The sequence below is a fragment of the Micromonospora jinlongensis genome (genome assembly GCF_013410645.1).
In the GTDB taxonomy this organism is placed as follows: domain Bacteria; phylum Actinomycetota; class Actinomycetes; order Mycobacteriales; family Micromonosporaceae; genus Micromonospora; species Micromonospora zamorensis.
Window position 1 is genome coordinate 4,526,377 of sequence record NZ_JACCHK010000001.1, and the last position, 12,167, is coordinate 4,538,543.

Below are 12,167 nucleotides of genomic sequence, written 5' to 3' on the forward strand. Positions count from 1 at the left end.
GCTCAGCTGCGTCGAGAGGTCAGCGGGCCGGACGGACCCAGGGATCCGGATCGTCGTCCGCGTGATCCTCATCATCGTCGTCGACGAGCTCTTTAGAGTCGTCGTTGAAGTGGTGCTCAGACTTACCAGCACCCGCCAGTTCGCGCTGCAAGGCGGTGAGGTCGGTGTTCGGGGAGTGGTACTTCAACTCCCGGGCCACCTTTGTCTGCTTGGCCTTAGCACGGCCGCGCCCCATGGCTCGACCCCCTCGCACAGAATGCGGGGCAGCCCGAAGGCGGGCCCCGATGACGTCAGGCATCTCTCGTGGCTCTTACGGTACATGGGGATGCCATCGTTCGGCACCTCGGGTTACCGTCAGCCGGCTCTGCGCGTCGCGTCGATCCGGCCGTCACCCAGTGTACCGGGTAAGGGGCGGAACGGTTAGCGCCCGTGACACCGGACAAACCGCATCAAAATTCGATCCGGCCCTCAGCCTACCGAGCCACGCCGGCACAGGGGGCCCGGAGGCGGATCCCGTCGATCCGCCTCCGGGAATGCTCAGCGCAGGTGGATCGCCCGCAGGCGGCCGACCTCCGCCATCCGTCGCTCGGCCAGCCGGTCCGCGGCGACCGCGGGCGGCACGCCCTCGGCGTCGGCCAGGCTCAGGATCTCGCGGGTGGTGTCGTAGATCCGGGTTGCCCGCAGCTTCGCGCGGTCGAAGTTGAAGCCCTCGATCTCGTCGGCGACCTGGATCACACCGCCGGCGTTGACCACGTAGTCCGGCGTGTAGAGGATGCCCCGGTCGGCCAGCAGCTTCTCGATGCCCGGGTGGGCGAGCTGGTTGTTCGCCGCACCGGTCACCACCTTGGCGCGCAGCGCCGGCACGGTGTCGTCGTTCAGTGCGCCGCCCAGCGCGCACGGCGCGTACACGTCGATGTCCGCGGCGACCAGCGCGCTGGCGTCGTCCACCAGGCTGACCTGCGGGTGGTTGCTGCGCACCCAGGCCAGCGCCTTCGGGTTGACGTCGGTGGCGACCACCTCGGCGCCGTCCTCCAGCAGATGGCCGGTGAGGTACTTGCCGACCTTGCCCAGACCGGCGACGCCGACCCGGCGGCCTCGCAGGCTCGGGGTGCCCCAGACGTGCTCGGAGGCGGCCCGCATGCCCTGGAAGACACCCCAGGCGGTGAGGATCGACGAGTCGCCGGCACCGCCGTGCTCCACGCTGCGCCCGGTCACGTAGCGGGTCTCCCGGGCCACGACGTCCATGTCCGCCACGTAGGTGCCGACGTCGCACGCGGTGTAGTAGCGACCGCCCAGCGACTCCACGAAGCGACCGTACGCGCGCAGCAGCGCCTCGCTCTTGATCTGCTCCGGATCACCCCAGATGACGGCCTTGCCACCGCCCAGGTCCAGTCCGGCGAGCGCGTTCTTGTACGCCATCCCCCGCGACAGGTCGAGCACGTCGGCGAGAGCGTCGTCCTCGCTGGCGTACGGGTAGAAGCGGGTGCCGCCGAGCGCCGGCCCCAGCGCGGTGGAGTAGATCCCGATGATCGCCTTCAGGCCGCTCTGCTTGTCCTGGCAGAAAACGACCTGTTCGTGACCGGTCGATACCGGATCGTCGGTGCTCGCGAATACGCCCATGGTTGGCTCCTGGAGTGGTGTGCGTCCTTGTGGGACGCGGACCTGGTGAACCCCGGCGGGGATGCTGCCGGTGAGATCGAGCCTAGTATCGGCCGCCCTGAGGGTGCTCGACGCGCCGCCGCCGTCCCACGTTGCGGCGCGCGTGGTCCGGCCGCTGACCGCGTACGGCTGTGGTTCGTGGGAGGATCGCGCCGTGCCGTCGCTCTTCGCTTCTTACCTGCGCGTGTACGAACCGTTGACCGCCTTCGACCGGGACCGGCAGAGCTACTGGCGCCGCTACGTCTCCGAGGGGCGGGCGGTGGCCCCGGTCGAGGGGCCCGGCCGACAGCGGACGGCGGTGATCGAGGCGCTGGGCGCGGGCTGGACCCGGCTGCCGGACCTGCCGGAGGAGGCGTACGTCCTGGAGACGGACGACAGCCTGCTGGTCTGCCCATGGAACCTGCGGATCCGGGTCGCTGAGGCGGCGCTCAGCGCTCGGGACGGGGTGCCCTCGGTGCTCGCCGACGCCTTCGTGCCGCCGGTGCTCGCCGGGCAGGCCAGGGCGGTCGTCGACGACTGGCGCAGCGGCGCCCGGGTGCTGGAGCACGGGGTGCCCCGGGTGCACGAGCAGATCGCCACCTGGGGGGTGCCTCTGCGGTGGTTCGTGCTCTTCGAGCCGGCCGAGCGGGACCTGGTCACCCAGCCGGGCCGGCGGGCGCTGCGCTACCGGACCGAGATCTCCAAGGCCCGTCGCCGGTCCTCACGGGCGCTGTCGGTGCTGCGCAAGTCTGTGGGCGAGGCGCCGATCACCGAGGCGGTGGAGGAGGCGGCGCGCTGGCTGGAGGAGTTCCATCCGCGCTCGGTGGTCGAGTTGGACTACGGCGGCCTGGTCGACCTGCTCTCCGACGAGACCCTCACCGCGGACGACTCGCCCGAGTTGGTCGCCACCGGCCTCGCGGGGCTGTCGCGCGGTGAGGCCGAGGAGGCGTCCGCCGCGTACGACACGTTGGTGGCGCGGTGGCGTGCGGTGCAGTTGCTGGAGCGGTGCAACTAGGGGCATATCGCCCGAGGAGCGCTCCCAAGGTGAGGTATGCTCGTAGTTGACGCATCACGAACCGTGATCATGAGTCCGAATAAGGTACTTTCTGCCGTGTAAAAGTCGTAAAAATCGGGCATGGTTCATCCGTCCGTCTAGGGACCTTCATCCGTTCGGCCCATGTCGGACATCGGGGACTAGCCGGACCATGGGAGACGCGTCGGCCGGCGGGACCCCGGCCGATGTCTATACATGTGGAGGAGTGACCGATGGCATCGCGAACGCACGAACCAGAGCCGCTACTCACGCCGGCCGAGGTGGCGTCGATGTTCCGTGTCGACCCGAAGACGGTGACCCGGTGGGCCAAGGCTGGCAAGCTCAGTGCCATCCGCACCCTGGGTGGCCACCGTCGATACCGCGAGTCGGAGGTCAGGGCGCTGTTGCAGGGTCAGATCCCGCAGCAGCGGCAGGGCGACTGAAGCGGCAATAGTTTTCCGGAAAGGGGCGGCGGATCTCGATCCGCCGCCCCTTTCCATGTCCTCCAGTGACCGCCGCCGCGTCTCAGCTCCGCGTCTCGGTCAGGGTCACCCGGATGCCGACCGTGCCGCCCTCGCCGCGCCGAAGCCGGCTGCCGAGCAGGCTGAGTCGACCGAGCAGGCGGTACTTGTGCTTGAGCAGGTCTCGCACCCGACCGGTGTCGCCGTTGCCGTAGATCGTCGCGTGGGCTGGCACCTCCGCCCCGTGTGGCCGCCCCCGCACGTCGCACGGGGCCACTGTCACCTCACCGTTGTGGCGGATCCGCTTCACCTTGCCGGAGTCGGCCCGGGTCCAGACCGCCAACGCCTCACCATCTCGTACCGCCCAGACGGGGGTCGGCACCGCTCGACCGTCCTTGCGGAAGGTCGTGAGCAGGATGTACTTCTCGGCCGACAGCCGGTCCAACGTGGTCACGCCGCCAGGATACGGCCGCTACCGGCCGCTGAGTGGACAGATAGCGTGAACGTCGTGACGGTTGAGCCTCGAATCGGTGACGTGGTCGGCGAACTGCTGCGGGACACGCTCGCGGTGGCCAGCGGGGTGGGCCCTCGACCGCTGGTCGGTGGGCGCCTGCCCCGGCCGGTCATCGAGATCATCGAGCGGGACGACGGTCTGATCAACGGCGCGCCGGCCGCCCACTATCTGGACGGTCCGCAGGACTGGCAGCCGTACGACCACCGCGCGGTGGACCGGGCCCGCGGCGAGACGCTGGACATCGGCACCGGCGCCGGCCGGATCGCCCTGCGGCTCCAGGAGCGCGGCGTACCGGTCACCGGGCTGGACACCTCCGCGGGCGCGCTGGCCGTGAGTCGGCGTCGCGGTGTCCGGCGGCTGGTGCACGGCACCGTCGACACGCACGTCGCGGACGGGCAGCGGTACGACACGTTCCTGCTGCTCGGCAACAACCTCGGGCTGTTCGAGGGGCGGGAGCGTGCCCCCGGGTTCCTGGCCGCGCTCGCCGCGCTGGCCCGACCGGGGGCGCAGATCATCGCGCACGGCACAGACCCGTACGGCACCCGGGACCCGGTGCACACGAGTTACCACGAGCGCAACCGCAGTCGGGGTCGGCTCGGCGGCCAGCTCCGGCTCCGGTTGCGCTACCGGGAGCTGAGCACCGAGTGGTTCGACTATCTGGTCTGCTCGGCGGAGGAGTTCGCCTCGCTGGTGCACGGCACCGGCTGGCGGCTGACCGATGTGGACGACCGCGACAAGCCCTACTACCTGGCCACCCTGCGGCTCGCCGACTGAGCGACGACCCCCGCGCTCCGCATCGCGGAGGGCAGGGGCCGTCGTACGGCTCAGACCTGGACGGTCGGGGGAAGCTGCTCGGGCGGCAGGCCGCCGTCGCCGTCGACCACCTCGTCCGGCTGGCCGTCCTCGTCGATGTCGACCATGGTGATGTCCACCTTGCCGTCGCCGTCGGTGTCGAACTGGAACAGGTCGGCCTTGCCGTCGCCGTCGGTGTCCACCACCCACACGTCGGTCTTGCCGTCGTTGTTGGTGTCGGCGCGCAGCAGCTCGACCCGCTCGTCGCCCCGGGTCTCCACGATCTCCCCGTCAGTGACGCTCTCCGGTGCCTGGCTCATCTCGGTGGTCCTTCCCTCGGTTGACGGGCCGTCATTACCCGATCCCGCGCTCCCCCACGCATGAGCCGGGTCGTCGAGCTGTCTAGGGTCGCACCATGAGCGAGCGGAGCGGGCGGAACACCCCGGTCGGCGTGGCGGGGACCCCGCGCGCCGACGGGCGGGACAGGGAGGCGTGATGAGCGATCGTTTCGTGGTCGTCGGTGCCGGCACGATGGGGCTCGGCATCGCGTACGTGGCGGCCGGGGCCGGGCACGCCGTGGAGCTGGTCGAGGTGGACCCCGAGCGGGGCGCCTCCGCGCTGAACCGGCTCGCCGACCTGTGGGAGCGGGCGGTGCAGCGCGGGAAGCTCAGCGCCGACGAGGCCGCCGCGAACCGGCAGCAGGTCACGCTGCGTCCCACGCTCGCCGACGTCGCTCCCGCCCCCGAGGTGATCGTGGAGGCGGTGCCGGAGCGCCTCGATCTGAAGCGTGCGGTGCTCCGGGACGCCGCCGCGCTGCGCCCCGCGCTGCTGGGCAGCAACACCTCCAGCATCGCCATCGGTGAGCTGGCCGCCGGGTTGGACGCGCCCGAGCGCTTCCTCGGCCTGCACTTCTTCAACCCGGTCTGGGCGATGACGCTGCTGGAGATCGTGGTCGGCCCGGCCACCGCCGAGGAGACCACCGCCGCGGCCGTCGCGCTCGCCGGCCGGCTGGGCAAGGACCCCGTCGTCGTACGCGACATGCCCGGCTTCGCCACCTCCCGGCTCGGGGTCACCCTCGGGCTGGAGGCGATCCGGATGGTCGCCGACGGGGTGGCCAGCCCGGCCGACATCGACAAGGCCATGGTGCTCGGCTACCGGCATCCGGTCGGGCCGTTGGAACTCACCGACCTGGTCGGCCTCGACGTGCGGCTGGACATCGCCCGCACCCTCCAGGCCGCGTACGGCGACCGCTTCGCACCGCCGCCCCTGCTCGTGGAGATGGTGGCCGACGGGCGGCTGGGGAAGAAGTCGGGGCAGGGCTTCTATCGGTGGGACGGAGGTGCCAAGCAGTGAGTGGGCTGCGGATCGAAGAGCGGCCGGACCGGCTGGTGGTCACCCTGGACCGGCCGGAGAAGCGCAACGCCATCGACGCCGAGTTGATCGCCGAGCTGCACCAGGTCTGCGCCGAGCTGGAGGCGCGTCCCCGGCTGCTGCTGCTCACCGGTGGCGCGGCGGGCATCTTCGCCGGTGGCGCGGACATCGGCCAGCTTCGTGAACGGGGCCGCACCGATGCCCTCGCCGCGATCAACTCCGCTGCCTTCGCCCGGATCCGGGCGTTGCCGATGCCCACCGTCGCCGCCGTCGACGGCCCGGCGTTGGGCGGTGGCGCGGAGCTGGCGTACGCCTGCGATCTGCGGGTGTGCACGGCGCGGGCGGTCTTCGGCCAGCCGGAGGTGCGGTTGGGCATCCTGGCCGGCGCTGGCGCGACCCACCGGCTGCCCGCGTTGGTGGGTGAGGGCCGGGCCAAGGAGCTGCTCTTCACCGGCCGGCGGGTGGACGCCGCGGAGGCGCTGCGGATCGGCCTGGTGAACCGGGTTGTGGACGAGCCCGGCGAGTTGCTGACTGTGGCGCACGCGCTGCTGGACGAGATCGCCCTGGGTTCGCCGCTGGCGCTGCGGCTGACCAAGCTCGCGGTCGACGCGCCCGCCGCCGCGCATCCGCAGCTCGACCTGGTCAGTCAGGCGGTGCTCTTCGAGGACGAGGAGAAGCACCGACGGATGACCGATTTCCTGGAGCGCCGCCGGCCGCGGTGACTCCTCGAAACGAAAGGCCGCACCGGCGAGCGCCGGTGCGGCCTTCGTGTGCCTGTGGTCGTGCTACTGCCGGATCTGCACCTCGGCGTCGGCCAGGCCGCGGATCACCTGGGCGGACTCGCCGAAGCCGATGATCAGCACGGCGTCCGCGCCGAAGTCCTTGATCTCCTTCGCGCCCCGGCTGAAGTCGACGGGTGCCGCCTTGGCGTCGGCCGGCGGCTCGTACGTGAGCAGCTTGAGTCGATCGGCAGCGATACCGGCCTTCTCCAGCTCGTCCCGGACGGTGCCCTGGAGGCCCTCACCGTAGGAGTCCTTGCGAGCCACGATGACGATCTTTTGCGAGCCGTCGCGGAGGATGACGTCGGCCAACGCCCGGCCCTGGAGGCTGTCCGGCGGGGCGGTGCGGAAGTAGAGGCCCTGGTCGTCCACGTCGGTCAGGCTGCTGTCGGTGTTCGACGGGGAGAAGAGAATCTTCCCGGCCTGCACCACGTCCGGCAGCACGACCCGGGAGATGCCCGAACCACCCGCGCCGATGATCACGCTGACGCCAGCCGTCGCGTGCCTGGCCACCGTCGCCTTGGCCACCTCAGGGTTGGTGCCGTCGTCACCGTCCAGCCACGTCACCGGCTTGCCCAGTGCGCCGCCAGCGGCGTTGATCTCCTTGATCGCCAGCGCGGCGCCAGCGGCCATCGGCGGGTAGGCGATCGACAGGTCACCGGTCTTCGGCAGCAGACCGCCCAGGATCAACGGTTCCTGCTCGGGGTCGCCGCCCGGGCGCTGCTTCTTCGGCTTCGGCGGCGTCTTGGTGCTCGCCGCCGACTCGATGCCCGCGCCGACGAACTCGGTCTTGCCGTCGTTGATCTGCTGCCCGTCGAAGGTCAGCGTGGCGTAGCTCGCGGTGGCCGGCTCCCCCTTGTCGGTGAAGCCCGCGCGGGTCAGCGAGACGCCGCGGTACTCGATGTCCTGGCCGTTGCGGGCCAGCGTGAGGCAGCTGACCGGGTCCTCGCAGCGCTGCCCGTCGTTGGTCACCGCGACGATCTGCTTCGCGATGGCAGCCGGGTCGGTGCTTCCGGCCAGCTGCGCGGCGAGCACGGCGATCACCACCGCGTCGTACGTCTCGGCCGAGTACACGTAGTCCGTCAGCGCCGGACTGACGGCCCGTAGCCGGCTCTTGAAGTCCTCGGGTAGCGGGACGAGTGGCGTGGTGCCCTTCATCCCGTCCACGAGACCTGCGCGTTCTTTCAACTCCGCGGGGTAGGTGTTGAGCATGTTGCCGTCCGTGCCGTAGAGGCGCACCTGTTGGGCGCTGGTCTCCTTGGCCTTGTCATCCCCGCAAGCGCTTGTGGCGAGCAGGATCGTCGCGCAGGCAGCCAGTGAGGCCACCCGCGAGCGGCGTGATACGAGCATGGTCGTCCTTCCTCCGGCGAAGGTCCGCTGCGCACATTAGCGTGCCGAGGCCGGCGGCGGGACCGTGGAGGTGGCGTAATGCGCAGGTAGCTCGCCTTGAACACGGACAGTGACGGTTGTCGGGGGCCTTGACCACGCGTCCTACTGTGCGCTGGGTGACGGACCTACCACAGCAGACGTTCGACGACGCGGCCGCCGTGCTCCACTCGGCGCTGAACGGGGATGGAGAAGCGGTGGCGGGAGCGTTCGACGCGGTCGTCGACCGGGCCGGCCTGAGCGGCGCGTACGGGGTCGCGTGGTGCCTGGCCGCGACGATGCTCGGTGACGCGCCGGCGGCCAGCGGTGCGGCCCTGGACTTCCCGGGAATCGACCAGGCGGAGTACGACACCCGCTGGGTGGCCCGCTTCGTCAGCGCGTACGCCAACCGGGACGAGCCGACCGGGGAGGCGCTGTTCGGTGCCGCGGCAGCCGACGGGCTGCTGCCCGACTGCCTGCTCACCCTCGCCGGCTCGACGATCGCCACCCTGCGCAGCCGCGCCGGGTGACCGGAAGCCGGCTCGCGGCGTCCGTCGGGGGGCGGACGCCGCGACCGCGCGGACCCCTCAGAACGCGTGGTACGCGATCAGCGGCTCGTACTCGTAGCGCAGGTTCTCGAAGCGGACTCGGAAGTTGACCCCGTCCCGGACGTCGGTCGCCACCGTGATCCAGCCTGAGTTGGCCGGCAGGTAGGTCCAGTAGTTGCAGGCACTCGTCTTGTCCACGAAGATCACGCACGCCTCGGTGGCGTACACGCTGGCGTTGCGGACGTTGATGTCGCGGCAGCGGGTCGTGGTGCGGTACTGGCCGGCCGAGCCGCCGTAGCGGCCCGTCTCGAAGTACGACCGGACCGCCCCGCCGTAACAGGTGGCGAGCGGGGCGAACGCGTTCGTCCCGGAGCTGACCGGTGCGGTCGGTGATGTCGGCTCCGCCTGCGCGGGTGTGCCGGCGAAGAGCATGGTGGTGGCCGTGGCGACGGCGAACAGGCGAGCGGTCGGGGATGACATGCGTGCCTCCGGAAGCGGGTGGCTGACCGTCCGTATTGGACTGATCATCCGATCGTGACGATGATACTTATCGATCAATGTCGGCGTGACCCCGGTGATGTCCGGCCCGTGTGGTAGCTCTGTAGGCATGTCCGAGGCGATGCTCAGCAAGGTGCGCAAGCTGCTGGCCCAGGCCGAGGACCCGGCCTGCACGCCCGCCGAGGCCGCCGCGTTCACCGCCAAGGCGACCGAGCTGATCGCCCGCTACGGGGTGGACCGGGCGCTGCTCGCCGTCCGTGACCCGACCACCGACCCCGTCGGTGACCGGGTGCTGGACATCGTCGCCCCGTACGCCCGCGACAAGGTCGGCCTGCTCGCCGCGGTCGCCGAGCCACTGCGCTGCCGCTGCGTGCGCCGCCGGCAGGGCAACGGCTTCGCGCTGCACCTGTTCGGCTTCGCCAGCGACCTGGAACGGGTCGACCTGCTCTTCACCTCACTGCTCGTGCAGGCGGCGCACGGCCTGGCCGCCACCGCCGTGCCGGCGGACGACCACCCCGCCGCCTTCCGCCGCTCCTGGCTTGCCGGCTTCGCGGAGGTGATCGGGGGTCGGCTCTGGGCGGCCGAGACGGCGGCGGCCAGCGAGTCGGGCACGCCGTCGGTGGCGCTGGTGCTGGCCGACCGGTCCGACCGGGTGCAGCGACGGCTCACCGAGGAATACCCACGGCTGCGCACCGCACCGCCGCGCCGGCTCGGTGGCACCGGCTTCGGTTCGGGAGCGGAGGCCGGCCAACGCGCGAACCTGGGAGGTCGGGACCTCGGCGGCCGCTCCGCTGGCGACCGGCAGCTCGGTCGGTGACTCCGTGCGCTCGTCAGGCGGAAGTGCCGGGGCCGCGTGACACCGTGGCGACGTAGCGGGTGAGCAGCTCGTGCCAGCCGGCGGTGAGCGCCTTGCGGTAACCCTCGGCAGCCTCGCCGTGCCGGTCGAAGTGCCGGTGCTCCAGCTCGACCCGGGTGCGCTCCGGCCCTTCGGGAAGGAACAGCACCTCGACCTCGCTGGCCCGGGCCGGGTCCGGCACCGGCGCCCGGTCCGGGCCGATCTGCCAGACGAAGACCAGCCGCCGCGGTGGATCCCAGGTGAGAACCCGACCCCAGTCGGCGCGGAAACCGTACGGGCCGATCTCGTAGAGCATCCCGCCGGCGCGCGGCTCCATGCCCAGCTCCGCGAGCGCGTCCGGGCCGGACCAGGTGTACTCGGTGACCCACCAGTCAGTCAGCTCGTCGGTGAACACCGCGAACGCGTGCTCGGCGGCGCCCGGGACGAGGAGACTGCACCGTAGGGAGAACCGGTCGACGTCCTGCCGGATGTCGGCCGGATCAGTCATTTCCTGTCCCATAGGCCCGGACCATACCGGCTGATGCCCGCGTGTGCAGCTTCGCGCGGTGCCCGGTTCCAGACAGAGGGTCGCCGACTCGTCACGGACGGGATGCCCCGCCGGAAAGCGGGTAAGCGCGCCGAACGCCCGGACGACCGGGACGGTGTGCAGGCGGGGCGGGAGATCATGAGCGAGAGTGCGCAACAGCGAGGGCCGGACCGGAACGTCGAGAGCGGGGACCCCGACGTCCTGCTCGACATCCCGAAGGTCTCCGTCGACTCGATCCGGCTGGCCGTCGACGGCCTGGACGCCGACCTGTCGCTGCGGGCCCGGGTGGCCAACCTGCTCCAGGTCGACGCCGGCGTACGGGTGCACCTGAACGGCGGCGAGCTGGACATCAACGGGGTGCACGCCGAGGCGCAGTTGCGGGTGCGGTTGGAGCAGCTGACCAGGATCCTGGGCCGGGCGCTCGACACACTCGACACCAACCCGCAGATCATCGAGGCGCTCGCCCGGACGGCCGCCACCACCGTCGACGACGTGAACCGCAGCGCGCAGCAGTTGGCCGCAGGAGCCGCTGAGGTCAGGGCCGCGGCGCGGCGCTCCAACGGCGTACTCCAGGAGTTTGGTCAGCAAGCGGGTGCGGCCGGGCCCGTCGCCGACCGTGCCCAGCCGGGCCCCGGTCGTCCGGGACCGGATGCAAGTCAGCCGGGTGCGGGTCGGCCGGGTCCGGGTGGGCCAGGAGCAGGTCCGGGTGGGCCAGGAGCGGGTCCGGGTGGGCAAGGTTCGGGTTCTGGTCGGTTAGAGGCGGTGCGTGGTGGGCCCGGGGCTGGTCCGGGTCGGCCTGGGGCGGGGCCCGGTGGCGAGAGGGCGGGCGCCGGGGGCCCTGGGCCCCATGCCGGAGGTCCGGGACCCAGTGCGGGCGGACCCGGGTCTCAAGCTGGTGGCCCCGGGTCGGGCGAGAAGTCGCAGCCGGAGTCCGGCGCACCGCAGGGCGGCCGGGCTGCGGAAGGCCGGCCGCACGAGGAGCCACGCCACGCTGAGGGGCGGCGGCACGGAGAGCGGCACCACCCCGAGGGGCAGCGGGCCGCAGCCCCGGGTGAGGGAAAACGGCCGGCCGGCGCGGAGCGGGACGCCGAGGGTCCGGCGGGGTCGTCTACCGGGGAGCGTGGGAACCGACCTGACCAGTCGGCTGGCCCCGGGCCCAGCCCGTCCGGCGATCGTGACGGCGGTGGTGGGTTGCTGGGCGGGGCGCAGAGCGCGGCGCAACTCGCCGAGCAGGCGGGGGAAACCCTGCGGCAGGCCGGGCGCAGTGTGTGGGAGGCGATCCAGAGCGGCGTGGCGCAGCACCGCCAACAGGGGCACCGAGACGAGTGACGCCGCGCAACCGGACCAGTGACGCCGCGCAGCCGATCCCCGCGACCGATCCGCGCGGCCGATCCCCGCGACCGATCCCCGCGACCGATCCGCGCGGCCGATCCCCGCGACCGATCCCCGCGACCGATCCGCGCGTGGCCCAGGCATGATCGACTCGCTTTTCAGGAAAGCGCGGTATTCCGCAGCTTCCGATGCCCCGATTTCCGGGAAGTCGAGTGGATCACACCGGTAACGGGCCGGTCCACAGCCGTAAACAGCAAGATCCCCACCTGCGTTTCCGCTGGTGGGGACCTCTGTAGCCCGGCGAAAGGCTATGTGGCCAGGGGCGGGGTCGAACCGCCGACCTTCCGATTTTCAGTGCGCAGTGAACTGATTTCCTAGCCAGCGCCAATAGCCGTTTGTCCGGACTTCCTATGTATCAACTTCTACAGAACGTGACAGTAGGCCGCACCCTTAT

At 71.3% G+C, this 12,167-nt stretch carries 15 protein-coding genes; 8 read left to right on the plus strand and 7 right to left on the minus strand.

Features of this window, described 5'->3' with window-relative positions:
* Positions 1 to 19: 19 nt before the first annotated feature.
* Together HNR22_RS20160 and HNR22_RS20165 are read right to left on the minus strand one after the other, a co-directional pair.
* A complete protein-coding gene (locus tag HNR22_RS20160; protein ID WP_179781653.1) occupies positions 20 to 235 on the minus strand; it encodes a DUF3073 domain-containing protein in 216 nt (71 codons plus the stop codon).
* A gap of 302 nt (positions 236 to 537) precedes the next feature.
* Entirely contained in the window at positions 538 to 1,620 is a 1,083-nt protein-coding gene (locus tag HNR22_RS20165) for a Glu/Leu/Phe/Val family dehydrogenase (protein WP_179781654.1), read from the minus strand.
* Positions 1,621 to 1,813: 193 nt separating this feature from the next.
* Between HNR22_RS20165 and HNR22_RS20170 the strand changes: the two genes are divergently transcribed.
* Together HNR22_RS20170 and HNR22_RS20175 are read left to right on the plus strand one after the other, a co-directional pair.
* Positions 1,814 to 2,653 (plus strand): DUF8083 family protein, encoded by an 840-nt coding sequence (locus tag HNR22_RS20170; RefSeq protein ID WP_088952124.1) that lies wholly within the window; start codon positions 1,814 to 1,816, stop codon positions 2,651 to 2,653.
* Positions 2,654 to 2,904: 251 nt separating this feature from the next.
* Entirely contained in the window at positions 2,905 to 3,114 is a 210-nt protein-coding gene (locus HNR22_RS20175) for a BldC family transcriptional regulator (RefSeq protein ID WP_007073996.1), read from the plus strand.
* Between the two features lie 82 nt (positions 3,115 to 3,196).
* Here HNR22_RS20175 and HNR22_RS20180 read toward each other — a convergent pair whose 3' ends face one another.
* Positions 3,197 to 3,586 carry a PPOX class F420-dependent oxidoreductase gene (locus HNR22_RS20180; protein ID WP_179781655.1) on the minus strand — a complete coding sequence of 130 codons (390 nt, stop codon included), beginning with the start codon at positions 3,584 to 3,586 and terminating at the stop codon, positions 3,197 to 3,199.
* 54 nt (positions 3,587 to 3,640) lie between these two features.
* Between HNR22_RS20180 and HNR22_RS20185 the strand changes: the two genes are divergently transcribed.
* On the plus strand, positions 3,641 to 4,420 hold the full coding sequence (locus tag HNR22_RS20185; protein WP_179781656.1) for a methyltransferase domain-containing protein: 780 nt from the start codon (positions 3,641 to 3,643) through the stop codon (positions 4,418 to 4,420).
* A 50-nt stretch (positions 4,421 to 4,470) separates the two neighbouring features.
* Here the strand turns inward: HNR22_RS20185 and HNR22_RS20190 are convergent, their stop codons facing one another.
* Positions 4,471 to 4,758 carry a hypothetical protein gene (locus tag HNR22_RS20190; RefSeq protein WP_091396025.1) on the minus strand — a complete coding sequence of 96 codons (288 nt, stop codon included), beginning with the start codon at positions 4,756 to 4,758 and terminating at the stop codon, positions 4,471 to 4,473.
* A 175-nt stretch (positions 4,759 to 4,933) separates the two neighbouring features.
* Here HNR22_RS20190 and HNR22_RS20195 point away from each other — a divergent pair, with 175 nt between their 5' ends.
* Together HNR22_RS20195 and HNR22_RS20200 are read left to right on the plus strand one after the other, a co-directional pair.
* Entirely contained in the window at positions 4,934 to 5,791 is an 858-nt protein-coding gene (locus HNR22_RS20195; RefSeq protein ID WP_179781657.1) for a 3-hydroxyacyl-CoA dehydrogenase family protein, read from the plus strand.
* On the plus strand, positions 5,788 to 6,531 hold the full coding sequence (locus HNR22_RS20200; protein WP_179781658.1) for an enoyl-CoA hydratase-related protein: 744 nt from the start codon (positions 5,788 to 5,790) through the stop codon (positions 6,529 to 6,531). The genes HNR22_RS20195 and HNR22_RS20200 overlap by 4 nt, the downstream gene beginning before the upstream one ends.
* Positions 6,532 to 6,594: 63 nt before the next feature.
* Here HNR22_RS20200 and HNR22_RS20205 read toward each other — a convergent pair whose 3' ends face one another.
* Positions 6,595 to 7,938 carry an ABC transporter substrate-binding protein gene (locus HNR22_RS20205; RefSeq protein WP_179781659.1) on the minus strand — a complete coding sequence of 448 codons (1,344 nt, stop codon included), beginning with the start codon at positions 7,936 to 7,938 and terminating at the stop codon, positions 6,595 to 6,597.
* A 155-nt stretch (positions 7,939 to 8,093) separates the two neighbouring features.
* Here HNR22_RS20205 and HNR22_RS20210 point away from each other — a divergent pair, with 155 nt between their 5' ends.
* The gene (locus tag HNR22_RS20210) at positions 8,094 to 8,483 is read left to right on the plus strand and encodes a hypothetical protein (protein ID WP_179781660.1); all 390 of its coding nucleotides are present in this window, start codon (positions 8,094 to 8,096) and stop codon (positions 8,481 to 8,483) included.
* A 57-nt stretch (positions 8,484 to 8,540) separates the two neighbouring features.
* Here the strand turns inward: HNR22_RS20210 and HNR22_RS20215 are convergent, their stop codons facing one another.
* A complete protein-coding gene (locus HNR22_RS20215; RefSeq protein ID WP_179781661.1) occupies positions 8,541 to 8,981 on the minus strand; it encodes a hypothetical protein in 441 nt (146 codons plus the stop codon).
* Positions 8,982 to 9,108: 127 nt separating this feature from the next.
* On the opposite strand from HNR22_RS20215, the gene HNR22_RS20220 reads away from it, so the two are divergent.
* The gene (locus HNR22_RS20220; RefSeq protein WP_088950958.1) at positions 9,109 to 9,816 is read left to right on the plus strand and encodes a DUF2786 domain-containing protein; all 708 of its coding nucleotides are present in this window, start codon (positions 9,109 to 9,111) and stop codon (positions 9,814 to 9,816) included.
* Between the two features lie 13 nt (positions 9,817 to 9,829).
* On the opposite strand, the gene HNR22_RS20225 is transcribed toward HNR22_RS20220, so the two are convergent.
* Positions 9,830 to 10,354, minus strand: coding sequence for an SRPBCC family protein (locus HNR22_RS20225; RefSeq protein WP_088950959.1), 525 nt, complete (start codon positions 10,352 to 10,354; stop codon positions 9,830 to 9,832).
* Positions 10,355 to 10,519: 165 nt separating this feature from the next.
* Here HNR22_RS20225 and HNR22_RS31700 point away from each other — a divergent pair, with 165 nt between their 5' ends.
* Complete coding sequence (locus HNR22_RS31700; RefSeq protein ID WP_179781662.1) at positions 10,520 to 11,710, plus strand: hypothetical protein; 1,191 nt, start codon at positions 10,520 to 10,522, stop codon at positions 11,708 to 11,710.
* Positions 11,711 to 12,167 lie beyond the last annotated feature (457 nt).